Annotated in this window: 29 protein-coding genes; 23 read left to right on the forward strand and 6 right to left on the reverse strand. The window is 37.5% G+C overall.

The window, feature by feature from the left end:
• Positions 1–10: 10 nt before the first annotated feature.
• Positions 11–313: a hypothetical protein gene (locus tag BTR25_RS01020; protein ID WP_254842609.1), complete on the reverse strand. Its 303-nt coding sequence runs from the start codon at positions 311–313 to the stop codon at positions 11–13.
• Positions 314–397: 84 nt separating this feature from the next.
• Complete coding sequence (locus BTR25_RS01025) at positions 398–886, reverse strand: PaaI family thioesterase (protein ID WP_075685251.1); 489 nt, start codon at positions 884–886, stop codon at positions 398–400.
• Between the two features lie 140 nt (positions 887–1,026).
• On the opposite strand from BTR25_RS01025, the gene ylbD reads away from it, so the two are divergent.
• The 5 genes from ylbD to BTR25_RS01050 all read left to right on the forward strand — a co-directional run bounded on the left by ylbD (position 1,027) and on the right by BTR25_RS01050 (position 3,129).
• Positions 1,027–1,431, forward strand: a complete 405-nt coding sequence (gene ylbD, locus BTR25_RS01030) for a YlbD family protein (protein ID WP_075685253.1) — start codon at positions 1,027–1,029, stop codon at positions 1,429–1,431.
• Between the two features lie 17 nt (positions 1,432–1,448).
• On the forward strand, positions 1,449–1,694 hold the full coding sequence (locus BTR25_RS01035) for a YlbE-like family protein (RefSeq protein WP_075685255.1): 246 nt from the start codon (positions 1,449–1,451) through the stop codon (positions 1,692–1,694).
• A gap of 97 nt (positions 1,695–1,791) precedes the next feature.
• Entirely contained in the window at positions 1,792–2,178 is a 387-nt protein-coding gene (locus tag BTR25_RS01040; RefSeq protein WP_075685257.1) for a hypothetical protein, read from the forward strand.
• Between the two features lie 56 nt (positions 2,179–2,234).
• Positions 2,235–2,678: a YlbF/YmcA family competence regulator gene (locus BTR25_RS01045; protein ID WP_075685259.1), complete on the forward strand. Its 444-nt coding sequence runs from the start codon at positions 2,235–2,237 to the stop codon at positions 2,676–2,678.
• Positions 2,679–2,853: 175 nt separating this feature from the next.
• Entirely contained in the window at positions 2,854–3,129 is a 276-nt protein-coding gene (locus tag BTR25_RS01050; protein ID WP_075685261.1) for a YlbG family protein, read from the forward strand.
• A gap of 70 nt (positions 3,130–3,199) precedes the next feature.
• On the opposite strand, the gene BTR25_RS01055 is transcribed toward BTR25_RS01050, so the two are convergent.
• Positions 3,200–3,589, reverse strand: coding sequence for a DUF7147 family protein (locus BTR25_RS01055; protein ID WP_075685263.1), 390 nt, complete (start codon positions 3,587–3,589; stop codon positions 3,200–3,202).
• Positions 3,590–3,956: 367 nt separating this feature from the next.
• Between BTR25_RS01055 and rsmD the strand changes: the two genes are divergently transcribed.
• Both rsmD and coaD read left to right on the forward strand, forming a co-directional pair.
• Positions 3,957–4,517 carry a 16S rRNA (guanine(966)-N(2))-methyltransferase RsmD gene (gene rsmD, locus BTR25_RS01060; RefSeq protein WP_075685265.1) on the forward strand — a complete coding sequence of 187 codons (561 nt, stop codon included), beginning with the start codon at positions 3,957–3,959 and terminating at the stop codon, positions 4,515–4,517.
• Between the two features lie 12 nt (positions 4,518–4,529).
• On the forward strand, positions 4,530–5,012 hold the full coding sequence (gene coaD / locus BTR25_RS01065; RefSeq protein ID WP_075685267.1) for a pantetheine-phosphate adenylyltransferase: 483 nt from the start codon (positions 4,530–4,532) through the stop codon (positions 5,010–5,012).
• 32 nt (positions 5,013–5,044) lie between these two features.
• Here coaD and ylbJ read toward each other — a convergent pair whose 3' ends face one another.
• Positions 5,045–6,271 carry a sporulation integral membrane protein YlbJ gene (ylbJ, locus tag BTR25_RS01070; RefSeq protein ID WP_075685269.1) on the reverse strand — a complete coding sequence of 409 codons (1,227 nt, stop codon included), beginning with the start codon at positions 6,269–6,271 and terminating at the stop codon, positions 5,045–5,047.
• 248 nt (positions 6,272–6,519) lie between these two features.
• Here ylbJ and BTR25_RS01075 point away from each other — a divergent pair, with 248 nt between their 5' ends.
• Positions 6,520–7,314, forward strand: coding sequence for a patatin-like phospholipase family protein (locus tag BTR25_RS01075; protein WP_175596683.1), 795 nt, complete (start codon positions 6,520–6,522; stop codon positions 7,312–7,314).
• Positions 7,314–8,333: a SepM family pheromone-processing serine protease gene (locus BTR25_RS01080; protein WP_075685273.1), complete on the forward strand. Its 1,020-nt coding sequence runs from the start codon at positions 7,314–7,316 to the stop codon at positions 8,331–8,333. Before BTR25_RS01075 ends, BTR25_RS01080 begins: the two co-directional genes overlap by 1 nt.
• 29 nt (positions 8,334–8,362) lie before the next feature.
• Here BTR25_RS01080 and BTR25_RS01085 read toward each other — a convergent pair whose 3' ends face one another.
• Positions 8,363–9,580, reverse strand: a complete 1,218-nt coding sequence (locus tag BTR25_RS01085; RefSeq protein ID WP_075685275.1) for a nucleotidyltransferase — start codon at positions 9,578–9,580, stop codon at positions 8,363–8,365.
• 255 nt (positions 9,581–9,835) lie between these two features.
• Between BTR25_RS01085 and BTR25_RS01090 the strand changes: the two genes are divergently transcribed.
• From BTR25_RS01090 to BTR25_RS01105, 4 genes are all read left to right on the forward strand, one after another.
• On the forward strand, positions 9,836–10,360 hold the full coding sequence (locus BTR25_RS01090; protein ID WP_075685277.1) for a YceD family protein: 525 nt from the start codon (positions 9,836–9,838) through the stop codon (positions 10,358–10,360).
• An 87-nt stretch (positions 10,361–10,447) separates the two neighbouring features.
• Positions 10,448–10,621, forward strand: a complete 174-nt coding sequence (gene rpmF / locus BTR25_RS01095) for a 50S ribosomal protein L32 (protein WP_026574777.1) — start codon at positions 10,448–10,450, stop codon at positions 10,619–10,621.
• Between the two features lie 113 nt (positions 10,622–10,734).
• On the forward strand, positions 10,735–11,505 hold the full coding sequence (locus BTR25_RS01100; protein WP_075685279.1) for an enoyl-CoA hydratase/isomerase family protein: 771 nt from the start codon (positions 10,735–10,737) through the stop codon (positions 11,503–11,505).
• A gap of 75 nt (positions 11,506–11,580) precedes the next feature.
• A complete protein-coding gene (locus BTR25_RS01105) occupies positions 11,581–12,207 on the forward strand; it encodes an RsfA family transcriptional regulator (RefSeq protein WP_075685281.1) in 627 nt (208 codons plus the stop codon).
• A gap of 26 nt (positions 12,208–12,233) precedes the next feature.
• On the opposite strand, the gene BTR25_RS01110 is transcribed toward BTR25_RS01105, so the two are convergent.
• Positions 12,234–12,710 carry an N-acetyltransferase gene (locus BTR25_RS01110; RefSeq protein ID WP_075685283.1) on the reverse strand — a complete coding sequence of 159 codons (477 nt, stop codon included), beginning with the start codon at positions 12,708–12,710 and terminating at the stop codon, positions 12,234–12,236.
• 239 nt (positions 12,711–12,949) lie between these two features.
• On the opposite strand from BTR25_RS01110, the gene BTR25_RS01115 reads away from it, so the two are divergent.
• From BTR25_RS01115 to BTR25_RS01160, 10 genes are all read left to right on the forward strand, one after another.
• Positions 12,950–14,284 carry an acetyl-CoA carboxylase biotin carboxylase subunit gene (locus BTR25_RS01115; RefSeq protein ID WP_075685285.1) on the forward strand — a complete coding sequence of 445 codons (1,335 nt, stop codon included), beginning with the start codon at positions 12,950–12,952 and terminating at the stop codon, positions 14,282–14,284.
• 31 nt (positions 14,285–14,315) lie between these two features.
• On the forward strand, positions 14,316–14,528 hold the full coding sequence (locus BTR25_RS01120) for a biotin/lipoyl-containing protein (protein ID WP_075685287.1): 213 nt from the start codon (positions 14,316–14,318) through the stop codon (positions 14,526–14,528).
• Between the two features lie 21 nt (positions 14,529–14,549).
• The gene (locus BTR25_RS01125) at positions 14,550–16,091 is read left to right on the forward strand and encodes an acyl-CoA carboxylase subunit beta (RefSeq protein ID WP_075685289.1); all 1,542 of its coding nucleotides are present in this window, start codon (positions 14,550–14,552) and stop codon (positions 16,089–16,091) included.
• A 113-nt stretch (positions 16,092–16,204) separates the two neighbouring features.
• Entirely contained in the window at positions 16,205–17,107 is a 903-nt protein-coding gene (locus BTR25_RS01130; protein ID WP_075685291.1) for a 2-dehydropantoate 2-reductase, read from the forward strand.
• Positions 17,104–17,499 (forward strand): DUF3397 domain-containing protein, encoded by a 396-nt coding sequence (locus BTR25_RS01135; protein WP_075685293.1) that lies wholly within the window; start codon positions 17,104–17,106, stop codon positions 17,497–17,499. The genes BTR25_RS01130 and BTR25_RS01135 overlap by 4 nt, the downstream gene beginning before the upstream one ends.
• 231 nt (positions 17,500–17,730) lie before the next feature.
• A complete protein-coding gene (gene bshC, locus BTR25_RS01140; protein ID WP_075685295.1) occupies positions 17,731–19,365 on the forward strand; it encodes a bacillithiol biosynthesis cysteine-adding enzyme BshC in 1,635 nt (544 codons plus the stop codon).
• 152 nt (positions 19,366–19,517) lie between these two features.
• On the forward strand, positions 19,518–19,949 hold the full coding sequence (mraZ, locus tag BTR25_RS01145; protein WP_075685297.1) for a division/cell wall cluster transcriptional repressor MraZ: 432 nt from the start codon (positions 19,518–19,520) through the stop codon (positions 19,947–19,949).
• A 63-nt stretch (positions 19,950–20,012) separates the two neighbouring features.
• The gene (rsmH, locus tag BTR25_RS01150; protein ID WP_075685298.1) at positions 20,013–20,945 is read left to right on the forward strand and encodes a 16S rRNA (cytosine(1402)-N(4))-methyltransferase RsmH; all 933 of its coding nucleotides are present in this window, start codon (positions 20,013–20,015) and stop codon (positions 20,943–20,945) included.
• A gap of 34 nt (positions 20,946–20,979) precedes the next feature.
• Complete coding sequence (gene ftsL, locus BTR25_RS01155) at positions 20,980–21,339, forward strand: cell division protein FtsL (RefSeq protein ID WP_075685300.1); 360 nt, start codon at positions 20,980–20,982, stop codon at positions 21,337–21,339.
• Positions 21,336–23,552 (forward strand): penicillin-binding protein, encoded by a 2,217-nt coding sequence (locus BTR25_RS01160; protein WP_075685302.1) that lies wholly within the window; start codon positions 21,336–21,338, stop codon positions 23,550–23,552. Before ftsL ends, BTR25_RS01160 begins: the two co-directional genes overlap by 4 nt.
• Positions 23,553–23,575: the final 23 nt, after the last annotated feature.

Below are 23,575 nucleotides of genomic sequence, written 5' to 3' on the forward strand. Positions count from 1 at the left end.
TAGTTCTTGATTACTCATTTGAATTTATATTTTCGTAATGACTAATTAAGAAATAACTCCCTTGCCAGCTGCCGTACAGGTGAATAGAGTCTCCTTTAACAAAGACATCAGGTTTTGTTTCCTTTTTTAGAGGAGAAATTTTTTTAGCCTTTATTAGCTGTGTATCCGTTTGGATCTTTAATTCCTGTATAAACAGATAGCGATGGTAATAAAAGCGTTGTTTTTCCGAATTAATATTCTTAATTTGGCCTGATATCATTGCCTCTGCATTCACTTCACCAGCTGCAAGCCACTTCGCATCATGTTCCTTCATTTCTTTTCTAGTTACCCAGAAGAAATATAAGCAGATAATTGGTACTACAATGGCAGTAACGATTTTTGTTCAGACCCCTTATCTCTATTTTTGGATGATAAAAAAAGTACCAGTTGCATAGGCAATTTTCTTCCCATCATTTCGGTAGATTTCTCCCATTACCACAATAGTCTTACTGCCCTGGTGAATGATTTCTGCTTTACAGGAGAGCCCCTCACCTATACCAGGGGCGATGTAATGTATATTTAGTTGGTTTGTTACTGCTCCGTACCCTTCCGGCAGAATTGCATTCGCGATGGTACCCATTGTGGTATCGAGAATAGTGGCTGTAAACCCTCCATGAACGATATTTAAATTGTTATTTAGCAGTTCATTAAGAGGAACGGTGATTTCACATATTTTCCTTTCTATATCAACTTTTCTCTCCATATGCAGCAAGCTATCAATATATTGTCCAGCCCCTTTTGATATCTTTTTTTGCATTCCTTCTAATAGATGTTTAAGGGCACTTAAATCCTCTTCAGACCCCATATCAATACATTTTTCTAATAATTGTTGTAAGTGCTGCTTCATCGTAAATTACCTCTTTCATTTCATATCTGTAGTCATCTTATCATTTAAAACCTAATTTTTACAGTAGGAGGATTTTCACATATTTCTTTTTATAACATATTGTAATATAGGCGGTTTATATGGGTAGGAGTGAAAGGAAAATGTCAAAAAAAAATTTACATCCTTCCGTTATTAAGTTTAAGGAATTTGTAAGAAATAACCCGAGTTTGATTAAAGAAGTTAGAAGTGGAAAGGCTACTTGGCAGGAGTTATTTGAGGATTATTATTTACTTGGCGAAGAGGATTCAAGGTGGGAATCAATAGGTAAGACAGAGACGTCTAATGTGAAAGAGGAAACGGAAGCTAAAGGTGACTGGATGAGCACAATAATGGGAACTTTGCAAAACATGGATCCTAATCAAATCCAGCACTATATAGGTAATTTAAGTCAAGCTTTAGGTGCAATTCAAGGGGTTATTTCACAGTTTCAAGGAAGTAATAACCCAACTGGTCAAGTAAAGCCGCAAATGGAACATAGGCACCCTTTTTTATTTCGTAAAGACTAACAGAAGGGAACGTACTTATGAGAAAAGATGTATTAGATTATTTAAACCGTCAAACAGAACTAAAGAAGTTTATTCGTGAACAGCCTATATGGTATCGAAAGCTCTCGAGGAATCCTTATGATTTGCAGAAGCTTGAAATAGAATCACTCCATTACTACAAAAAGACAATTCCACATCAGATAGAAAAATTTTCAAATAATGTACAGATGGCTTCAATGATGTTTTATATGTTTCAGTCAATGAAAGAACAGAATAAAGAATGATCACATATCAAATGATTGTGATCTTTTTTTATTTGGTGAACGGAGTAAAAAAATAAGGGAAGGTGAACAATATAAGAATACGAAGGAGTGAAAAACAATGGTGAGATTACTTAAAGTGTTCATACTAACTATTTTTGTTATTGGGGCGATCGCAGAAATCCACTTGCCGGTGTTAAACGATAGTTCAAATGTGTACGCTGAGGAGCAGCCTTCGTTTTTTGTACAATATGAAACAAAGAATAAGGACCTGTTGGTTCAATGTATCTTAACTGGAATTAGCTTTAGAGAAACGAATTCTGGGAAAAAGACTGGCAAGTTAATTGTTTCAGTGGATGGGAAAAAGGTTCAGGAGGTAACTGCAGCAGCATTTATTGTAAAAGATCTCCCAGTAGGAGAACATAAAGTGAAACTTGATGTAGTAGATTTAAATCATAAACCATTTGGTCTAACTAAGGAATTCATGGTAAATATACCTAAAGATTAGATTATTTCACTTTTGTTACTCATTCATGATAAAATGTGTATGGAGGTGGGCGATCAGTGCTTGCTACATTAGAAAGAATTGAACTATTAGAAAATGCCGAACTGTTGGCTAAGATGGTTTTAGAATCTGATATTGCTGAACAATATCGAATTTCCCTATATAAGCTCCAAAATAGTAAGGATACACAGGAAAAAATTCGTCAGTTTGTTGAAATGAAGGAATTATATGAAGAGGTTCAGCGCTTTGGTAAATATCATCCTGATTATAAAAGGGTGATGATGCAAATTCGCGAGTACAAAAGGGCCATGGATTTAGACACGTTGGTGGCGGATTTTAAATTAGCGGAAAATGACCTCCAAGCCTTGCTGGATGAAATTAGTCTGCTTGTCGGCGGCGCTGTATCACCGCATATTAAGGTACCTACCGGGAATCCATTTTTCCAGTCTGGTTCTCACAGCAGTGGATGCGGCGGTGGAGGAAGTTGTAGTTGTTCCGCGTGAAAATTCGGCTCTTAAAGCCGTTTTTTTTTATTTTCTTAACCGCGTACAATCTTTACAAAGATTACTTCAGCCTGTTTTTAGTATAATTGTCAAGAGAGTGAAGTTTAAATTGAAATGTATCGTTTTTATATGCTAGACTTAGTTAAATGATGGTTTTATTGAAGGGGAAAAAAGTATGTTTGTTCAAAGACAAGGATTGGTAGTTTGGCTTTATTCGTTAAAACAAGCAAAAATGCTAAGACGATTTGGCAATGTTCATTATGTTTCAAAGAAATTAAAGTATGTTGTTTTATATTGTAATCAGGAAGATTTGGATGGGATTGTTGAAAAATTAAACACCTTTTCATTTGTTAAGAAAGTGGAACCTTCGTATAAACCTTTCTTAAAAATGGAATTTGAAAATGCAGCACCCGATAAAGCAAAAGAATACGATTACAAAATGGGCATATAAACGAAAAACTCAAAACGATTGGCACTTTGAGCATTTCAGAAAAAGGTGGGGAAATAACCTCACCTTTTTCTTATTGCAGAGGTTTTATATAATGATTTAGCCTTAAAATACCGATTAAGTGCTGGTAGTATAAGTCCTTCTCGTGAAAGATGCTTGAAGGCTTTACACTTAGCTCAATAATTAGTTTGTCTAGTTCCTCCGCCAGTCTTGAGAAAAGCTCATATCTTTTATTCGGAATAAATTTTGGATTAGGAATACCTTCACGACATATATAGAGTGCTTGGAATTTCCCTGGATCAGTTGGTTGTAATATAACAACCAAAGAAGTTACTTGCTTATCGTTAACTTCCGTATGTAATGCCATCAGGTGCAATAGGCGGTGTTGATTTGCTTTGGCAAGTTCGAGAAGTTCATATAAGTCTGAATAACCTTCTCCTAGTTCAATAAAGCGCTGTATCAAAAGAAACTCTCCTTTTCATAACGATTTCAACATTACTTTACCATATATCAATCATTCTTGCTAAGAAAAGAAAAAAACCCTGCAGATACGCTCTGCAGGGTCCTTCTACATCCTTATAAAGGATAGAAGGCAAAGGGAGAGGAGAAACCGGAGGAAGAACTTATGGGGAAACGTAAGTCTTCTCCGCGGTTGGCAACAACATCCTCGAATTGATGTTGTTAGTAATATTATCCCCATAAGGAGGAACCTTATACGTAGTTAAATTATTTTTTCAGCGTAATATTTGTTGAAGGTAAATTTGGCTAGGTGCTGTCAATTATGATAGGATGAAGGAAATATATATTAGGAAAAATGCGGTGATGATTAATTGAGAGTGGTTTCAGGAGTTTGTAAAGGCAGGCCATTAAAAGCTGTTCCAGGTAATACAACTAGACCCACAACGGATAAAGTAAAAGAAGCTTTGTTCAATATTTTAGGGCCATATTTTGACGGAGGTATGGGATTGGACTTATTTGCTGGAAGTGGCGGTCTTGGACTCGAGGCGCTTAGCAGAGGTCTTGAAAAGGTTATTTTTATTGACCGTGATCAAAAAGCAATCCAAACGATTCACGAAAATATAAAAATGTGCCGGATGGAAGAGCAAGCAGAAGTTTATCGCAATGATGCTGACCGTGCATTAAAAGCATTGTTGAAAAGAGAGATCGACTTTGATTACATATTTTTAGATCCACCCTATAAAAAACAGCAGCTAATTAGCTTAATGCAAAAAATCGGTGAACAAAATCAATTAAAACAGGCTGGAAGGATTGTCTGTGAGCATAGTTTTGATGTAGAATTACCACTAACAGTAGGGAAATTTACACAAATTAAGCATGAAAAATACGGCATTATTGCGATAACCATTTATTCATATAAAGGTGAAGAGTAAGGGGGAGTTTAAATGGCTAGTATAGCCGTTTGTCCAGGGAGTTTTGATCCGATTACATATGGTCATTTAGACATCATCAGAAGAGGTGCAAAGGTTTTTGATATGGTTTATGTGAGTGTTATGAACAATTCAGCAAAAAACCCTCTATTCAGTGTAGAGGAACGAATGAACCTGATTAGAGCAGTGACGAAGGACCTGCCAAATGTCAAAGTAGATGAGCATTCTGGACTCCTTGTCGAGTATGCAAAGGCTGTTAATGCAAACGCGATTATACGTGGTTTAAGGGCAGTTTCAGATTTCGAATATGAAATGCAAATTACCTCCATGAACAGGGTCCTTAATGAGGAGATTGAAACATTTTTTATCATGACAAATAACCAATATTCCTTTTTAAGCTCAAGCATTGTTAAAGAAGTTGCAAAATACAATGGAGACATTGCAGAACTGGTTCCAGCAGTTGTAAAAGAAGCACTTGATAAAAAATTTAATAGATAAAATTAAAAAGCCTTGGAGATCCAAAGGCTTTTTTAGTGAACACTTTTTCTCATTCTAAAGTAGAGGAGCATCACGTAAATTGCTAGAGAAAAGATTGTAATGAGTGGGCCTGCTTCGATTAATTTATGATAATAGCCATGAAGCCATGTCCCTTCCTCAAAAAAACTAACTGGAATGGCATTAGATGGCTGGTCATCACCATAAAAACGAACATAGATAGGCTTCCATAATAGTAACGCAAAAAGGCTTGCAAACAAACCATGAATGATTCTGGCTATGAAAAATGGCTGAAAGCGGATATCTGTTTGTGCTAATATACTGGCAACCTGAGCCTGAACACTAAAACCGCTGAAGGCTAAAATAAAACTAGTTAACATTGCTTGCTGTAACAAGGTCGCCTCTTGAATCTGGCTTGTTAACTGGCTCCCAAGTGTAATCTCAAAAAGTCCTGAGATAAAGGGGATACTTAACATCTCAGGAAATGATAATGATTTGAGTACCAAGTCAAATCCTTTCGCAAGGACTGCCGTGATATGTAAGTGGTAGAGAAGCTTATTAATAACAGAAAAAAGAATGATGAAACCGCCGACCATTAACAGTGTCTGAATAGATGAGCTAACAGCGTCACCTAGAAGTTTTCCAAGAGGGCGCTTGTCCTTTAATCTAGTTTGATGCAAGGCTGAAAGGGCAACTCTAAGCTTAAATTGACTTTTGGTGGTTACTTTCTCTTTCTCCCCAGGACTCTCATTTCCATGAAATCTCATGATTAAACCGACACATATATTGCCTAAATAGTGGGATAAGGCAAGTAAAACACCTAAATGCGGGTTATAGAAGAAGCCTACCGAAACGGCACCGAAGATAAATAAAGGGTTTGAGGAATTGGTGAAAGAAACTAGTCTTTCTGCTTCTATACGGGATAGCTGGCCTTCTTGACGCAGTCTTGCTGTGAATTTTGCCCCTGCAGGGAAACCGGATGCCATCCCCATTGCCCATACAAAACCGCCAACACCAGGTACTTTAAAAAGCGGTCTCATTAATGGTTCTAACATTACTCCAATAAATTTAACGACACCAAAGCCAATTAGCATTTCAGAAACAATGAAAAAGGGAAGCAGAGAAGGAAAAACGACTTCCCACCACATATTAAGTCCGCGGATGGAGGCTTCCAAAGACTCCTGTGGATAAGAAATTAACGATGCTGCCAAAATGATGGCCGATACCGATAGAAAAATTGTTTTTATCTTTGAACGTAACAATGAAGGCTCCTCCTCCCAAGAGGTTGTACAGAATAGGTGCCAATATGCTTGCTGCACCTATTCATTGTGCAATCTGGAAAATGAATGATAAAATAATAATATTTATTAATGTGATTCGTTACACCTTGTCCCTGTCACCATATAAAATAAATATACTCATAGAAAGTTAAATTAGACCATAAGATTGAACGAGATTTTGTATATATAAAGATTGTCCTACCGAGGGCTTAATGTACTGTAAAAAAGGAGTGAGGGAGATGGATCAACCTAAGATCGGGCTGGTGCTGGGTTCTGGGGGAGCACGGGGGTTTGCCCATTTAGGGGTAATAAAGGTACTTAAGGAAGCGGGGATCCCCATTCATCTAATCGCTGGCAGCAGTATGGGTGCTCTAGTAGGCAGTTTTTATGGAGCAGGTATCGAAATTGACCACTTATATAAATTATCTACTGCCTTTAAGCGTAAATACTTTTTGGACTTTACAGTTCCAAAGATGGGGTTTATCGCCGGGAAGCGTGTAAAAGAGTTTATAAAAGTTTTCACTCATGGTAAAAACATTGAAGAGTTGGATCTCCCTGTTGGAATAGTAGCAACTGATTTATTGACGGGAGAAAAGGTCGTTTTTACACAAGGTCCTGTAGCGGAAGCAGTGAGAGCAAGTATATCCATTCCAGGCATATTTGTTCCTGAAAAATACAACGGCAGGATTTTAATTGATGGCGGTGTTTCGGACCGTGTTCCTGTATCCGTAGCGAAGGAGATGGGTGCTGATTTTATTATTGCAGTAGATGTATCTGGAGTAGAGCGAAATGCTGAGATGACTTCCATTTATGATGTGATTATGCAAAGCATAGACATTATGCAAAAAGAAATCATCAATAATCGGGCAATTGCTTCGGACATCATGATTCGACCTCCTGTAGAAACATATAGCTCTCGAGCTTTTACAAATATAGAGGAAATTATTAAACTTGGTGAAGAAGAAACATATAAACACCTTGAAGAGATAAAAAGCTCAATTGAGAGTTGGAAGGGGTTACAGTAATGCGTAAGAAAATATATATAGGCTCGATGATTCTTTTTTCATTACTGATGATTGGCGGGGTATTTTATTCTCTGCCCTATTATGTCTCAAAGCCAGGAATGGCCAAAGAACTAGAACCAATTATCCAAGTTGAAGATGGTTTCGATGGCAAGGGAAGTTTTATGCTTACAACAGTAAGAATGGGGCGGGCAAATATTTACTCTTATATTGAAGCAATGCTTTTTGATTATGAGGAGATCTATCCTCTAGAAGCAATATTACATGATACTGAATCACCTGAGGAATATAATGCAAGACAGCTTCATGCCATGTCAGGTTCTAAATTGAATGCCATTGAAGTAGCTTATAAAAAAGCAGGAATAACCGTTGATTATAAATTTAACGGAATCTACGTTGTACAGGTTATTCCTGGAATGCCTGCAGAAGGAAAATTACTTCCAGGAGACCATGTAATAAAGGTTGATGAAAAACCACTTACTTCATCTGCAGAATTTATTGATTATGTTGGTAAGAAAATAGCTGGCGATCAGCTTTCCTTTACCGTTAATAGGAAAAACGATACCAAAACAGTTAATGTAAATGTACAGCCTTTTAAAGACAATCCGAATAAAGTGGGAATAGGCATCTCTTTGGTAGATGATAAGGAAATTATCGTTAAACCAGAAATCACGGTAAATACTGACGAAATCGGTGGTCCCTCAGCTGGATTAATGTTCTCATTAGAAATTTATAATCAATTAACGAAAGAGGACCTTACGAAAGGCTATAGAATTGCTGGGACTGGGACAATTGATTCGGAGGGGATAGTTGGCCCCATTGGAGGGATTGAACAAAAAATTGTGGCGGCGGATAAGGCTGGTGCAGATATCTTTTTCGCTCCTAATGAAAACGGAAATAGCGGCAGTAATTATCAAGCAGCATTAAAGACTGCTGAGGATATAAAATCTAAAATGAAAATAATTCCAGTGGATGATTTTGATGATGCTGTAAATTATTTAAAGAAACTGCCAATGAAATAAAAAGAAACTCGCCCAAGCGAGTTTCTTTTTTAATCCACATAGATAGGTGGCTGAGTGTATTCTTGCTGTAATAATCCATTTGCAGCCATGCCCCCCGCTAAGCCAAGAGAATATATTCGGGAAGCTCTAATATCTAGTGAGATATCTGGCTGTTTGTATGATGATAACTTAGAGATGAGCGGCAGGTCAAATTCTGATTTATATTTATTTAGGTACTCTTTTCCCTTGCAGGACATACCTAAGAGTCTTATATAGGTGGCCCTTTCAGAACCCATCTTCATTTCAACTTTTTTTGTATTCGTTAATATATGCACACAAATTCTTTGAAGCCTTGTCCAGGTATATCTCTTTGTTTTAACATTCTCCATAAACTCTCTAAAGTTTGAGGCATGAAGGGAAGCAGAAATAATCCGATGCTCGATTCCTTCCTCTACCTCATAGATATCTTTAAGTTCATCAGGGTTACTTTGAAGTAAGCGGAATTGCAGATAACGCCAATAATTCTCCCATTCGTGAAAAGTGCCGTACTGTTGTATGTATTCTTTTAGTAGCTGACTTGTTGCCGCGGGTACATATTGCTGAATAATACTTGAATCTTTTTCAGGAGAGAATAATGCCTTTCTGATGCTTGTGGCACTAGCAATCGTCTCCGTTGCAAAATGTTCATCATGGTAGTCGGCATTTTTTCTTTTGACCGTTATGGGCACCATCGAACTTTTTTGCTGTTTAAGCGCTTTTATATAGTGGTAACCAAGAATATTATTAGGCTGGTCTAATCTTACAAGATTTTCGGTACTTGACAAAGACTGAAAAGACAACGATAATGCTTTAGGATAACTTACACCTGTTTTGATATTCATTTTTATTTTCTCATCATATTGTGTCCGGTGTTCTTCGAGGTATTTAATGGTTTGTAAGAAAGTAGTGAGATCTCCACTTTCGCTTCCAAAGCAAAGTGAATCGCAGCCAATTGCATTTAAAATAGAAACTGCACCATTTGCAAAGGTTTCAGCCTTTTGGGTAGCGAATTGGTATGGAAGTTCAACTACTAAATCAACGCCATTCATGAGAGCCATTTTTGTTCGATACCATTTTGAAACAAGAGCAGGTTCACCCCGTTGAAGAAAATTTCCGCTCATAACAGCAATGGCTAAGTCAGCTTGAGCAGCTTCCTTAGCAGCTTGCAGATGAAAGTCATGTCCATTATGAAAAGGATTATACTCAACAATTACACCAACAGCTTTCATTCATTCATAATCTCCTTTTATTTTCTCGTTAAATAGGATATTTTTTCTTAGTATAACAAAAATGCCAATAAAAGGAGAAATTATTGTGATACAGCTGGCATGGGATTGTAAATGAAAGGTTCTGGGTAAACTATTATAAGGATATGTTTGATGACAAAGTACTAAATGTAAACCGCTTTATAGGTGTAAAGAAAAAACATTGACAAAAATATAATCGAAGGCTATAATTACCTTTGTTGCCTTGGGGTGATTCAATTGAAATGGACATTAAGTCAGTTACAAAAATATCGAAACAAGGATTTTTTGATTGATGATATAGTACGAGTAGATGAGGAGATAAAGGAAACTGACTCATCTATACGTGAAATCTCACCGATGCATATTACGGGTCGGGGGGATATCGATTCAACAAAAGTGACATTTCATTTAAAAATAGAAGGTCATTTAATACTTCCTTGTTCTCGTACTTTAGTGGATGTTAAACTTCCAATTAATGTCGAAACAACTGAAACGTTCCTCTTGCAAGGATCAGAATACGATACTGAAGAGGAAGTTTATCAAGTAAAAGGTGATGTAGTGGACCTAATGCCAGTCATTAGAGAAATCCTTTTGCTTGAAGTTCCAATGCAGATTTTCTGTGATGATGTTAATCGTGATGACGCGGCTCCGCAATCCGGTAAGGATTGGGAAGTAGTTCACGATAAGGATCGTTCTGAAAAGATTGATCCAAGACTCGCAGGACTTGCAAAGTTTTTTGACGAAAACAATTCTTCTTCGTAAATCTAATCATCAAAACAAGAAGCAAAGTGAAGAACCAGCATTCCTGGCCTTCATTACTTTCTTATAATCTTTAAGGAGGTGGGAAGAATGGCTGTACCATTTAGAAGGACTTCTAAAACGGCAAAAAGAAAACGTCGTACACATTTCAAATTAAACGTACCTGGTATGGTAAGTTGCCCAAACTGTGGTGAAATGAAACTTACTCACCGCGTATGTAAAGCTTGCGGAACATACAAAGGAAAAGACGTTGTAAACGACTAATTTCCATTAGGATAAAAAGCACAAGGGATATTAACCCCTTGTGCTTTTGTCGTTTACAATCAGACTTTTCTTATACATAATATATCTAAAAAGTTAAAAGGGAGGATGAATCCTTGGCCTATACAATCGAAATAAGAGAAAAGGGCTATTTGTTATTTACGATTAGGAGAAGTGAAACTAGGAATGCCATTAATTATGATGTAATGAATGGGTTATCAGAAGCAATCAACAGGGCAAAACAGACAGATATTAAAGCACTTGTTATCACCGGTGAAGGGGACCGGGCTTTTTGTTCCGGAGGAGATTTATCAGTTTTCCATTTGCTTAAAACAAAAGAAGCTGCATATGCGATGCTCTCTAAGATGGCTACTGTTCTTTATTCGCTCCTAATTTGCCCAAAGCCGACGATTGCCCTAATGAACGGGGCTGCGATTGGCGGTGGTTGTGAACTGGCTGCAGCGTGTGACTTTCGAATAGCTAGAGAAGGGATTAAAGCGGGATTTGTCCAAGGAAATCAGGCGATCACAACAGGCTGGGGGGGAGGATCCATTTTAACAGAAAAACTCTCTTCTTCAACTAGCATGAAACTGCTTATGGAGGCAGAAATCTATACTGCTGAAACCTTGAGAGATATTGGCTTTATTAATGAAGTATATAATCAAGATTCAGTGCTAGAATGTGAGCGCTATCTTAGAAGGTTATTATCCATTGATTTAACGGTTTTAGAATCATATAAAATGATGTGGATTAGGAAATGGGAAGAAACGGGGCTGCGTGAAAGAATAGAAAAAGAAGTAATGAATTGTGCAGTTCTATGGGAAAGTGAAACACATATTGAACAAGTTAACAGATTTATTAATAAAAAAACACAGAATACCGAATAAAAGACAAACTGTCAGCAGTCTATCTTTTCTAGTAGATGCATATGTATGAATAAAAACACTAGGAGGGATATACTGATGTCACCAACACGCCAAGATGCATGGTCCCAAGATGAAGATTTATTACTGGCTGAAGTTGTGTTAAGACAGATCCGTGAAGGAGGGACACAGCTTCAAGCATTTGAAGAAGTAGGAAAACAACTTTCAAGAACATCAGCAGCCTGTGGTTTTCGATGGAATTCTTTTGTAAGAAAGCAATATAAATCTGGTATTGAGCTAGCAAAGAAACAGCGCAAGGAGTTGAAGAAACATACCGTTACTAACGAAGTAGGGATTAAAACTGAGGAATTTCTGCCGAGTGAAGATATACAGCCTAATAAAGCCAAGGGAGATCCTATTACTTTCACTGGTGTTATTCATTTCTTAGAGGAGTTAAATAAAAGGGCAGTGGATTCTGCAAGTAATGAAGAGGCAAAAGAAAAGTCATATTTAAAAATTAAAGACCTAGAAAAGAAAGTCTATTCTCTTGTAGCCGAAAATGAAAGACTCACCAAAAACTTACGAGCCATTGAAGAAGATTACCGTTCACTAATTGAAATTATGGAAAGGGCACGAAAAATGGTTGTCCTTCAGGATGAAGATCGTCAGCAAAAGGTTAGATTCCAGATGGATAAAAATGGTAATTTGGAAAGAGTTGAAAAATAGGAAAAAGCGGACAGAAGTCCGCTTTTTTAATTCTTTTGTTGTGCCTCGACACCTTCAGGGTACCATACAAGCGGGTTTTCACCACGGTCCCGGTCCATTTCATAATCAACATTTATGAAACCCATTTTCCCCCAAAAATCATTTGATTTTACACGTGGGTTTGTCTTTATAGGCAAGCCAAAGCTTTTGGCAAACTCGACCAGCTTTTGACCATAGCCCTTACCTTGATAATCAGGAAGTACTTCAAGCTTCCATAATTCTAAGTAATTTTGTGGAGGAAAAAAATAACGGTCAAACTTCTCGTCAATTTGATAAAGACTCATACGAGCTACTAATTTGTCACCAAAATATATTCCGTAGAAAGGTGACTCACTATCATTATCTACCATATTGGCTTCTAAATCCTCTGACATTGATAACTCTTGGATACCATATTCCTTAAACTTTTTAAATTCCTCTAGCGTTTTGAAATTTACTCTCAACTTTTCTACCTTAAAGCCCATAAACTAGCCTCCTTAAAATATGATAACCATCAATCGTATATATTCATGAACTACTGAATAAATATGGAGATGACTTAATCTTGAAAAGAATTTAATTAATTTATTTCATTATATAACAAATAAACGAAAAATTCTTTATATAATCTTTGGGAAAGCGTTTTCAAAAATAGCAGGATATTCATTTAAGGTTGTAGAAATAAATTGATTGAAGCTAGAAACATGATGAAAGGGGAAAACATGTGCAAAAAATTCTAGTTGCGAATAGGGGAGAAATTGCTCTTCGGATTATAAGAACCTGTAAAGAGTTGGGAATCGAAACGGTTGCAATCTATTCAGAGGCTGATCAAGAGTTGCCATTTGTGAAAGCAGCTACTAAAGCCGTTTGTGTAGGGGAGCCGCCTGTAAATAAATCTTATTTACAAATAGAAAAAATTTTAGAGATTGCCAAAATTGAGCAGGTTGACGGAGTTCATCCAGGATATGGGTTTTTATCTGAAAATGCCGCCTTTGCAAAAAGAGTTATTAAAGAAGGCATTTCCTTTATTGGCCCTAAACCGGAAACAATAAAAAAGATGGGCGATAAAATTGTCTCACGAACCATAATGGAGCAGGCTGGTGTGCCTGTTGTACCCGGGAATAGCCAAGGGATGAAGACCGTTGAAGAAGCCTGCAAACTGGCTGAAGTAATCCAATATCCAGTGATGCTAAAGGCTAGTTCCGGCGGGGGTGGAATTGGGATGGTGTTTTGTGAAAATGAGCAGGCGCTCATTAAGTCTTTTACCTCTACCAAAACAAGAGCATTGACGTACTTTGGGTCGGATGAAGTATTTTTAGAAAAGTTTATCGATAATGCCCGCCATATTGAAGTTCAAATATTTGGTGACAACCATGGCAACATCGTTCATTTATTTGAAAGAGATTGTTCCATTCAAAGAAGACATCAAAAAATTATTGAAGAGTCTCCTTCTCCATTTTTGTCTAATGAAACAAGGAAGAAAATATACGAAACAGCCTTGAAAGCGGCTAAAGCAGTTGATTACACTAATGCAGGAACAATTGAATTTATTGTCGATCGAGAAGAAAATTATTATTTTTTAGAAATGAATACTAGACTTCAGGTCGAACATCCTGTTACCGAAATGATCACGGGACTAGATCTAGTAAAATGGCAAATTCTAGTTTCACGTGGTGAAAAACTGCCGTTGTTACAGACGGAAATTCAGTCATTTGGACACTCTATGGAATTCCGGCTTTATGCTGAGGATCCCATCCGTTTCTTGCCCTCACCAGGTAAAATAACCAAGCTAGAATGGAAACAAACTGAGGGGGTACGAATTGATTCAGGATATGAGAAAGGAAACACAGTAACACCCTTTTACGATCCCATGGTTGCAAAGTGCATCTTCCATGGAGAAACAAGGGAGATTGTCCTAGCAAGGGCAGAGTATTTTTTCTCACAAATGAAGCTAGAAGGTATAAAAACCAATGTACCACTTTTCCTTGACATATTATCAATCCCTGAATTCAGAGCAGGCCAGTATACTACAAGCTTTTTAGCTAATAGGAAAGTATAAGAAACACTAATTAAATAAGGAGAGATAATCTATGAAGGTAATTAATGCATCCATGGCAGGAACCGTTTTAAATGTTTCTGTGTCGATTGGGAATCAGGTCAGTTTAGGGCAGGAAGTCTTGATGCTAGAATCAATGAAAATGGAAATACCGATTGAGAGCACGGTGGAAGGTGTAGTAAAGGAAGTAAAAGTAAATATAGGTGACTTTGTCAACGAAGAAGATGTTCTAATTGTACTAGAATAGAAGTCTTGAGGAGGATAAATTGTGGCTGCAGCTAATACCATAAACGGGAAACTAAAGGAAACAAAGGGAAAAATAGATGCTGGGGGACACCCAAAATATCACGAAAAACTAAAACAACAAAATAAACTGTTTGTTCGGGACCGGTTAGATTTATTGTTTGATGATGGCAAGTATGAAGAAGATGGCAAGTTTGCTAATGTTACAGCGGGGGATTTGCCTGCAGATGGCGTTGTAACCGCTGTTGGGAAAATCAATGGGCAGACGGTGTGTGTCATGGCAAATGATTCAACGATTAAAGCAGGATCATGGGGAGCACGTACAGTTGAGAAAATCATAAGAATTCAGGAGACAGCAGAAAAACTAAAGGTCCCCTTGTTTTATCTTGTCGACTCTGCTGGTGCAAGAATAACAGATCAATTAGAAATGTTTCCTAATCGCAGAGGGGCGGGGCGAATCTTTCATAACCAAGTTAAGTTATCAGGAATGATCCCTCAGGTTTGTATTTTATTTGGACCTTCAGCAGCCGGCGGGGCTTATATACCAGCTTTTTGTGATATTGTTATTATGGTTGACCAGAACGCCTCTATGTATCTTGGCTCTCCAAGGATGGCTGAGAAAGTAATTGGAGAAAAAGTAACGCTTGAAGAAATGGGCGGAGCACGGATGCACTGCACAATCAGTGGCTGTGGGGATGTCCTTACCTACAGTGAAGAAGAAGCAATTGAATCTGCAAAGAGATATATCAGTTATTTTCCAGCAAGTTTCAAGGGGAAATCAATCATAACCGAGTCAAGGCCCCCTAAGGAGGGTCGTGAATTAGAAGCGATTATTCCTGAAAATCAAAATGCTCCCTTTGATATGTATGAGGCTATTGACCGGCTTATCGATCAGAGTAGTTTTTATGAGGTTAAAAAGTTATTCGCAGCAGAGTTAATAACTGGATTTGCTAGAATCGATGGTAGAGTGATTGGTATCATTGCTAATCAGCCAAAATCAAAGGGCGGAGTGCTTTTTGTCGATTCTGCTGATAAAGGAGCAAAATTCATCCAGCTTTGCGACGCTTTCCATATTCCCTTATTATTCCTGGCGGATGTACCAGGGTTTATGATTGGAACAAAAGTAGAGCGTGCTGGGATTATCCGACATGGTGCAAAATTGATTGCTGCGATGAGCTCTGCTACCGTTCCAAAAATTTCAGTAATTGTCAGGAAAGCATACGGAGCAGGATTATATGCAATGGCTGGACCTGCATTCGAACCTGACTGCTGTATTGCTTTACCAACAGCACAAATTGCTGTAATGGGTCCTGAAGCTGCAGTCAATGCGGTTTATTCAAACAAGATTAACGAAATTCAAGATCCTAAAGAACGAATAAGGTTTGTCCAGGAGAAACAGCAGGAATATAAGGAACATATCGACATTTATAAGCTTGGTTCAGAATTAATAGTAGATGAAATAGTTGCTGCTTCAGAGCTGAGAAATGTATTAATTCAAAGATTTTCATATTATGAAACAAAGGAAGTCATCTTTAGTGACCGTAAGCACCCTGTTTATCCGGTCTAAAAGGAAAAGTCCCGTTCACGAAACGGGACTTTTCTTTTTTGTAATCGTTCTACAATTTCCCGACACCTTCTGCTAAAATAGTATAAAAGTAGAGGTAAAATGAGGGGTAGTTCATGAATATAGCAATTGTTGGTGCTGGTTCTCTTGGTTTATTATTTGCATCTTACTTAAGTAGTGCTTTTTCAGTAACGCTTTATACTAGAACAGATGGCCAAGCAGAAGAAATTAGACAGAATGGACTATTTTTGAAAACGGGTTCACTAATAACTAGAACGCAACTTAGTGTTTATCCGATCTCTGAATGGCAAGGCACAGAGGAATTAATGATTGTTGCTGTAAAGGAATATCAGCTTGAATCAATCATCCAAAAGATTAATGACTTAAAGAACCCCGTGTCAGCGATATTGTTTATTCAAAACGGGATGTCACATCTTGAACTGCTAAGAACTCTTCAAGTGAATACTATATTGATCGGATCCGTAGAGCACGGAGCAGTCAAAGAAAACGAAAATACAGTCCTTCATCATGGCAAAGGCGTTATGAATATAGCTGTCTATAAAGGAGATGGTACCCTTATTCGTCGATTTGTAAGCCTTGCTCCTACAAATTTTCCTATTACGATAAAGGACAATTACTATGACATGTTAGTAAATAAACTAATCGCAAATGCGGTGATTAATCCGCTAACAGCAATTCTTAGAGTCAATAATGGTGAGTTAGTCAATAATTCATTCTACTATAAGGCATTAACAGCCTTTTTTTCTGAGATTTCGGTCATACTAAATCTTACGAATCCTGATGAGCATTTGAAGAATATAATCAATATTTGTAAAAGAACAGCTGATAACCGTTCTTCCATGCTAAAAGATATAGAGAAAAATAGAAGAACAGAGGTAGATGCAATCCTAGGGTTTATATTAGCCGAGGCCAAAAGGAATGGAAAAAAAGCAATCGTAACAGAGGGGTATTATTATTTGGTAAAAGGAAAAGAAAAGGATAGGGGGGATTCTGATTGACAAGCGTTATTTCCATGCTGATAGCCATTTTTTTAACGATCCCAGTTTTAGGATTTATTCTAATTTTTATTCTTGCTAGAGTCATTACAAATAATCTCCGCAGTTCCTTGCATAAAGCTTTTGATTATTCAACATTATTGTTTATATTAGCTGTTCATTTTCTAATCATTACTATTTGGGGAAAATCATTTCTCTGGTTAATCGTACTATTTATGCTCATAATTGCAATGGCTTTTGCCATTATCCATTGGAAGGTTAAAGGTGAAATTGATTTCAGTAAGGTTTTTAAAGGTTTTTGGAGATTTAATTTCCTTTTCTTTTTTTTAGCCTATTTCACCCTTACAGTGTTCGGGTTACTACACCGTGCATTTACCTTTACATTTTTTTCATAAGCAAAGGTTTTTTTTATTTTCGAGGTTAGTGCTATACTCAAATGAACGAAACTGTTTTATCCCGCATTAACGGGCAGTAAGACCCCCACCTCAAGATAATGAGTGAAAACAAGAATTTTCTAGGTGGGGGATAACTGCCCGTAAAAGCCCGATTAGTTCAACTAACCATCAGTGGAAGATCAAGAAAACCCCCACTGATGAAGTTTCACTTTATCAGAAAGGAAGTTCTTAATGGAGGTTTTAAATCTCTCTTTATCAGCTACAAACCGTTTTGCATCCTGTTACCTCGAGCATTCTAATGAAATATTGCCCTTTTTTCACTATCGTTTTAATGACACTTTAGAAGATGAAAAAAGATTAAATGAATTAAGTAAACGCCATTTTCCCCGCGATGAAGTTGCTGCCCATATTGAAGGTTATATGGAGCGGTTTTCAAATTCAAAACCGGTGAAAAATTCTCTTGATAAATTAAAACAGCCAAATAGTGTTGTCGTCATTGGGGGTCAGCAGGCAGGGATTTTAACAGGACCACTTTATTCAATACATAAGATTATCTCAATAGTTAAATTAGCGGAACAAAAGGAAAGGCAATTGGGTGTTCCTGTAGTACCGGTATTTTGGATTGCAGGTGAAGACCACGATTTTCAAGAAGTAAATCATGTTTTCATTAATCATCAACAAAAGGTAGATAAATGGACCTATCCAGAGAAGGTATTTCAAAAGATTATGGTGTCAGATATTGAACTTAATCAAGATGTCTGTCTAACTTGGGTGAAGAATTTAATTGAAAACTTTGGTGAAACAAAGTATACAAAGAACTTGTTAGCATTTGCTGAGCAACAAGTAAAGAAATCTTCTACCTTTGTAGAATTCTTCGCAAATATTGTAATGGACTTGTTTAAGGATTATGGACTGCTCATTGTGGATTCTGGAGACTCAGGCATCCGTCAGCTGCAAAAGGAATACTTAACCCAGCAGATTCAGCAACATGATTCCATTACCAGCTTCTTACTCGAGCAACAAGCAGTGATTAGAGAGTCAGGGTTCCCGATTACGATAGAAACACATAAACAAGCGGCCAACCTTTTTTATTATGATAAGCGGCTGAACGAAAGAATTCTGCTTGATTTTGACCCAAATCTTAATCGCTTTGTGGGGAAAGGTGGAGTCATTTCCTTTACGAAGGATGAGTTAGTGGATATTGCACTACAAGACCCAGCTAAGCTTAGTAATAATGTGGTAACTCGGCCATTAATGCAGGAGTGGTTGTTCCCAACACTAGCGTTTATCGCTGGTCCAGGTGAAATATCATATTGGGCAGAATTAAAACTTGTTTTTGAACATTTTCAACTAAAACTGCCGCCGATTGTCCCTAGGCTAAATATCACATTCCTAGACCGGTCAATTGAAACGGATGTCAACGAATTGCAATTAGATTTACATTCAATCCTAATCAGGGGAACACTGGAGGAAAAAGAAGCGTTTTTAGATTCAATTAAGGATAAGGAAATAGTGGATTTGTTTTCAGCGGTTAAAACACAGCTTTTAGAACAATATGGAATCATTGAGGAGAAGGCAAATCAAATCGACAGGAGTTTACTACCTCTGATCAAGAAGAATGAAAACTATTTGCTAAAGCAAATTGGATTTATGGAGAAAAAAATTGAGGATTCGGTCAGATTACAGCACGATGTGATCTTGAATAAGTTTACTCGAATAGACTTCTCACTCCGCCCAGACGGCTTCCCACAAGAGCGGGTGTGGAATATATTCAATTATTTAAATCTGTACGGGCCGGAATTAGTTAATAATATTATGGACCTTCCTTTCGAGTTTGACGGTCGTCATAAGGTAATAAGAATATAGAGGAACCTCACTTATTAAAGTGAGGTTTCTTTTTTTGAGAAAAATTACAAGTTTTAAGAGGATTTAGAGAAATCGGAACGAATAAGTAAAAAATAGGTGGAGGAAAGTGGGGGAATGTGGTACATTTTATATAGAAAGTGGGGGTACCGGGTATGTTCATGGGTGAATACCATCATAGCATTGATAACAAAGGCCGGATGATAGTGCCTTCAAAATTCCGCGATGAACTAGGCGAAATGTTTATTATCACACGCGGTCTAGATCAATGTTTATTTGGTTACCCAATGTCTGAGTGGGAGCTAATAGAGGAAAAACTAAAAGGCTTGCCACTGACTAAAAAAGATGCCCGTGCGTTTACTAGGTTCTTCTTCTCAGGAGCTACAGAAAGCGAGCTTGATAAACAAGGAAGAATCAACATCCCAGCACCACTGCTTCAATATGCTAAATTAGAAAAAGAATGTGTAATTTTGGGCGTTTCCAATCGAATTGAAATTTGGAGTAAGCAGATTTGGGAAGACTATTTTTCACAGTCAGAAGAATCTTTCGCTGAAATTGCAGAAAATATGATTGGGTTTGATATATAATGGACAAATTATGTTAGTATAATTCTATTCTGTTATATATCGTTTATTGGAAAAGGTGATAAAGTGTTTGAACATACTACTGTTTTATTAAAAGAGGCCGTTGATGGGTTAAATATTAGACCGGATGGCGTTTACGTTGATTGTACATTAGGTGGTGCGGGTCATAGTTCCCTCATTCTCTCGAAACTTAATGAAAAGGGTAAGTTGTTTGCCTTTGATCAAGATGAAGTAGCCATTGAAAATGCAAAAGAGAAATTATCGGAATATGGAAGTCAACTTACCATTATTAAAAGTAATTTCTTACATCTTAAAGAAGAGCTTGAGAACATTGGTGTTTTTAAGGTAGATGGACTTTTGTATGACCTTGGCGTGTCATCTCCACAATTAGATACACCTGAAAGAGGATTTAGTTATCATCATGATGCTCCGCTGGACATGAGAATGGACAATGAGGCACAGCTTTCAGCGTATGATGTGGTTAATCATTGGGCGTATGAGGATTTGGTGAGGATTTTTTTCCGTTATGGTGAAGAAAAATTCTCAAAGCAAATTGCTCGGAAAATTGAGAAAGCTAGAGAAATAAAACCAATTGAAACAACGTTTGAATTGGTTGACCTTATTAAAGAGGGGATACCCGCTCCTGCTAGAAGAAAAGGCGGTCATCCTGCGAAACGAATTTTTCAGGCAATAAGGATCGCGGTGAATGATGAACTAGCTGTTTTTGAGAAATCCTTACAGCAAGCGATCGAGCTGACTAATCAAGGAGGTAGAATTAGTGTGATCACTTTTCACTCCTTAGAGGATCGAATTTGTAAGGCAACTTTTAAGAAGGCTAGTGAAATTCCTAACCTTCCTCCAGGCTTGCCAATTATTCCTGACGAGTTTAAGCCAATTTTAAAGTTGATTACCAGAAAGCCAATACTTCCTTCTGACGAGGAATTAGAACAAAATAATCGAGCACGCTCTGCGAAACTTCGTATTGCAGAAAAACTATAAACACTATATATAAATTAAATCTGGAGGGGAAAGAATGAGTAATCTTGCCAGGAAATTTCAGCAACAGCAACAAGTAGAAAGGACTGTTGAAGAACGAGGTATCGTAAAAACTAAAAAGTACTGGCTTACTCCAGGTGAAAAAATAATTGGATTAGTTTTTACAGGTATGGTTTGCTTTGGAGCTGTCCAACTCATCTCGAATCAAGCGGAAATTTATCAGGTAAATAAAGAGATTCAAACATTACAATCCCAGGTCGTTGAGCAGCAAAAGGTAAATAGTGATTTAGAGGTTCAAGTGAAAGAATTAAGTACGTATGAGCGGATATGGGACAAAGCGAAACAAATGGGACTTGTTTTGAATGAAAATAACGTCAAGGTTGTGCAGGAGAAATGAACAAGAAACAGCCAAATATGAATCTCGGAGCAGCGATATTATTTGTAATATTCGGCCTGCTCTTTTTTATATTAATCTTTAGATACTATTCCATACAATTTACAGGTGAAGTAGGTTCACAGCCGCTTGCTGCAAAGGCACAGCAAAAATACAGCAGAGAAGGCTACCTTGAAGCAGTAAGAGGAGTGATTTATGATCGTAAAGGCGAAGTTGTTGCGGAGGATACCACTGCCTACACGTTAATCGCCGTTTTAGATGAGAAAATGACGACAAACGAAAAAAAGCCTAGGCATGTCACAGACCTTAAGACTACAGCAAGTGAACTGTCAAAATTTATTGAAATGGAAGAATCAGAGATTTATAGCATCTTAACAAAAGACAAAGTACAGGTTGAGTTTGGCAGAGCTGGCAGAGATATTTCACATCAAACAAAAGAAGAAATTGATGCATTAAAATTACCAGGAATCACGTTTAAACGTGATTCAAAACGTTTCTATCCTAATGGTATTTTTGCGTCGCACTTAATTGGTTATGCTGACCGAATTGATGAAGAGGATGGATCTTATCAATATGTCGGCAAAATGGGAATTGAGAAAACGTTAAATGATGAGTTAACAGGGACAAAAGGAAAAATAAACTATGACAGTGATTTATGGGGCTATTTACTTCCGGATGGAAAAGAAAAAATAACTCCAGCTCAAAATGGAAATGACGTCTATTTAAATATTGATAAAAAAATTCAAACCTTCTTAGAAGATGCGATGAATAAAGTAGTAACAGAATATAAACCTGCCAAGATTATCGCAATTGTAGCAGATCCTAAAACAGGTAAAATCTTAGCAATGGGTCAAAGACCGTCTTTCCACCCAAAAACAAAAGAGGGCATTAATAACAGCTGGCATAATGAAGCGATTGAAACGTCCTTTGAACCCGGCTCGACGATGAAGGTATTTACGCTTGCAGCTGCGATTGAAGAAAATGTTTTTAACCCAAATGAATATTTTAAATCTGGCTCTTACAAAGTAACACCTAAAGATACTCCGATTCATGATCATAACCGTACCGGGTGGGGAACCATTACGTATCTTGAGGGGGTACAAAGGTCCTCCAATGTTGCTTTTGCGAAGATTGCAGCAGAAAAATTAGGATTTGAAAAATTTCGCGAGTATTTAACAAAATTTGGGTTTGATCGTACCACAGGCATCGACCTGCCTTTTGAAACATCAGGAAAGATTCAGTTTACTTACCCTATTGAAAAGGCAACCACTGCATACGGACATGGTACTGCAATTACCCCTATCCAGCAGATTCAAGCGGCAACAGCTATAGCGAATGATGGGAAAATGATGAAGCCGCAGGTAGTAGACAAAATAGTCAGCCATGATTCAGATGAAGTATTCTATCAATCAGAGCCCGAGGTTGTTTCTACCCCGATTTCGGCTGAAACTGCTAAGGAAGTTAGAGATATACTTGAAACTGTCGTAACGAATACAGAGACAGGGACAGGGAATCGTTACCAGATTGAAGGTTATAGTGTAGCCGGAAAAACAGGAACAGCTAATATTCCCGGCCCTAAGGGATACTTGACAGGAGCTAATAATTACATCTTTTCTTTTTTAGGAATGGCTCCTAAGGATGATCCCGAATTGATTGTCTATGTAGCAGTCCAACAGCCAGATATAAATTATTACGGTGACGGCTCTATTCCTGTTTCGATGATTTTTAATTCTGTCATGAAGAATAGCCTCCACTATTTAAACATACAGCCTTCCGTTCAAGAGATTTCGAAATCAACGAAGCTTGAAAATTATACAGGCAAATCCATTCAAGAAACCATCCAATACTTAAATGAACAGGGAATTGTCCCAGTAGTGCTAGGTTCAGGAGCTGAAATAATCGCTCAGGTTCCTGTCAAGGGTACAACCGTTCTTGAGGGGGAGAAAGTGGTTTTACAAACAAAAGGTGATTTAACTGCTCCGAATATGGCGGGCTGGTCACTTAGAGACGTAATGAAGATTGCAAAGGTGGCTGGATTAAAATTAAATTCCACTGGCAGCGGTTATGTGGTGAAACAAAATATTGAAGAGGGTGCATTATTAAGGAAAAATGATTTCTTAATTGTTGAATTAAAAACACCCGAAGAAAAGCTGAAAGCTGAACGAGAAGAATTAAATGATAGCGAACAAGAACTAGAGGAACTAATCCGGGATTAGTTAAGAGATCAAACTGTATAAGC

Source organism: Bacillus sp. MRMR6, assembly GCF_001940785.1.
Classification (GTDB): domain Bacteria; phylum Bacillota; class Bacilli; order Bacillales; family Cytobacillaceae; genus Neobacillus.

Bases quoted from the DNA above. Each gene is read 5' to 3' on its own strand.
- bshC (WP_075685295.1), top strand. From the start codon at position 17,731: ATGGAGGTTTTAAATCTCTCTTTATCAGCTACAAACCGTTTTGCATCC.
- ylbD (WP_075685253.1), top strand. From the start codon at position 1,027: ATGTCAAAAAAAAATTTACATCCTTCCGTTATTAAGTTTAAGGAATTT.
- BTR25_RS01040 (WP_075685257.1), top strand. From the start codon at position 1,792: ATGGTGAGATTACTTAAAGTGTTCATACTAACTATTTTTGTTATTGGG.
- BTR25_RS01025 (WP_075685251.1), bottom strand. From the start codon at position 886: ATGAAGCAGCACTTACAACAATTATTAGAAAAATGTATTGATATGGGG.
- BTR25_RS01050 (WP_075685261.1), top strand. From the start codon at position 2,854: ATGTTTGTTCAAAGACAAGGATTGGTAGTTTGGCTTTATTCGTTAAAA.
- ftsL (WP_075685300.1), top strand. From the start codon at position 20,980: ATGAGTAATCTTGCCAGGAAATTTCAGCAACAGCAACAAGTAGAAAGG.
- BTR25_RS01020 (WP_254842609.1), bottom strand. From the start codon at position 313: ATGAAGGAACATGATGCGAAGTGGCTTGCAGCTGGTGAAGTGAATGCA.
- BTR25_RS01120 (WP_075685287.1), top strand. From the start codon at position 14,316: ATGAAGGTAATTAATGCATCCATGGCAGGAACCGTTTTAAATGTTTCT.
- BTR25_RS01105 (WP_075685281.1), top strand. From the start codon at position 11,581: ATGTCACCAACACGCCAAGATGCATGGTCCCAAGATGAAGATTTATTA.
- BTR25_RS01035 (WP_075685255.1), top strand. From the start codon at position 1,449: ATGAGAAAAGATGTATTAGATTATTTAAACCGTCAAACAGAACTAAAG.
- BTR25_RS01080 (WP_075685273.1), top strand. From the start codon at position 7,314: ATGCGTAAGAAAATATATATAGGCTCGATGATTCTTTTTTCATTACTG.
- BTR25_RS01130 (WP_075685291.1), top strand. From the start codon at position 16,205: ATGAATATAGCAATTGTTGGTGCTGGTTCTCTTGGTTTATTATTTGCA.
- rpmF (WP_026574777.1), top strand. From the start codon at position 10,448: ATGGCTGTACCATTTAGAAGGACTTCTAAAACGGCAAAAAGAAAACGT.
- BTR25_RS01160 (WP_075685302.1), top strand. From the start codon at position 21,336: ATGAACAAGAAACAGCCAAATATGAATCTCGGAGCAGCGATATTATTT.
- mraZ (WP_075685297.1), top strand. From the start codon at position 19,518: ATGTTCATGGGTGAATACCATCATAGCATTGATAACAAAGGCCGGATG.
- BTR25_RS01110 (WP_075685283.1), bottom strand. From the start codon at position 12,710: ATGGGCTTTAAGGTAGAAAAGTTGAGAGTAAATTTCAAAACGCTAGAG.
- coaD (WP_075685267.1), top strand. From the start codon at position 4,530: ATGGCTAGTATAGCCGTTTGTCCAGGGAGTTTTGATCCGATTACATAT.
- BTR25_RS01085 (WP_075685275.1), bottom strand. From the start codon at position 9,580: ATGAAAGCTGTTGGTGTAATTGTTGAGTATAATCCTTTTCATAATGGA.